The organism is Halomonas sp. SIMBA_159 (assembly GCF_046536035.1).
Classification (GTDB): domain Bacteria; phylum Pseudomonadota; class Gammaproteobacteria; order Pseudomonadales; family Halomonadaceae; genus Vreelandella; species Vreelandella venusta_A.
This window is the reverse complement of record NZ_JAWJBT010000091.1, coordinates 1-496: the sequence shown is the minus strand read 5'-3', so window position 1 is coordinate 496 and position 496 is coordinate 1. Positions and strand designations below refer to the sequence as shown.

Annotated in this window: 1 protein-coding gene; it reads right to left on the bottom strand. The window is 53.0% G+C overall.

Annotated features, from left to right (window positions below; genetic code table 11):
* On the bottom strand, window positions 1–496 hold a 496-nt coding region (locus R0J87_RS18495; RefSeq protein WP_498888003.1), incomplete at both ends, for a carboxyl transferase domain-containing protein.

Below are 496 nucleotides of genomic sequence, written 5' to 3'. Positions count from 1 at the left end.
CATCTCTTCGAGAGAAACTTTTTCGCCGATGACTTTTTCAGCCATGCGCGGCGAGCCCAGATACATCGAAGCATTGCCTTCGACCATGATGACGATATCACAAAATGCAGGGATGTAAGCCCCGCCCGCTGCAGATGGGCCGAATAATAAGCATACTTGCGGCACCATGCCGGACATGCGCACTTGGTTGTGGAAAATTCGCCCAGCGCCGCGCCGGTTCGGGAACATCTCCAATTGATCGGTGATGCGCGCCCCTGCAGAGTCGACCAGATACAGCATCGGCACTTGCATTTTTTCGGCGGTTTCCTGTATGCGGATAATTTTCTCCACTGTCCGTGAACCCCATGATCCTGCTTTTACCGTTGAATCATTCGCCATGACACAGACCGTTTCGCCATTCACTTTGCCGATTGCCGTCACGACGCCATCAGCTGGAAGATCTCCCGCTTCCACGTTTGCGAAACGGCCATCTTCAATATAATCACCGTCGTCGAAC